The 514-nt window shown below is 64.8% G+C and carries 1 protein-coding gene; it reads left to right on the top strand.

Translation table 11 applies throughout. The features are described 5' to 3' along the window. A partial coding sequence (locus tag ACP4IX_RS36635; RefSeq protein WP_426559023.1) for a hypothetical protein occupies window positions 1–235 on the top strand: 235 nt, incomplete at its 5' end. Window positions 236–514 lie beyond the last annotated feature (279 nt).

Below are 514 nucleotides of genomic sequence, written 5' to 3' on the forward strand. Positions count from 1 at the left end.
CACCTCGTCGCTGACGTCGAGCCTTCTGGGCGATCTGCAACTCGGCGTGCAGCTCGGACCGCTCGGCCTGCCGATCCCCGGCATCGGCGCGCTGGTGGCAAGTATCATCGGCGGCGCGACCGGCTCGATCGACACGTTGCTCAACACGGTGCTGCAGACGCTGGGCGTGGGACTGGGGCAGGTGGACACCTGGGTCACCGGCGTGCGCTGCGACGGCGCCGTGCTGGTGAATTGAATTAGCTCTTTGCTCGCCACAATCTCTTCGTCATGCCCGGCCTTGTGCCGGGCATCCACGTCTTGACCGTCGCGTGAAAGGAGACGTGGATGGCCGGGACAAGCCCGGCCATGACGGGTGTTGGATTTACTCAGCTCCGCGCCTTGCGCATCTGGCTGATGATCCGATCCATCGCGTTGGCGACATCGCGCCACTGGGCGAGCCACGCGCGCGGAAATCTGAACGTCAAATCCGCACCTTCGATCCGGCGCTCGGCAAGACACATGCCGGGCGTTTTTG

The sequence above is a fragment of the Streptomyces sp. WG5 genome (assembly GCF_049974565.1).
In the GTDB taxonomy this organism is placed as follows: Bacteria; Actinomycetota; Actinomycetes; order Streptomycetales; family Streptomycetaceae; genus Streptomyces.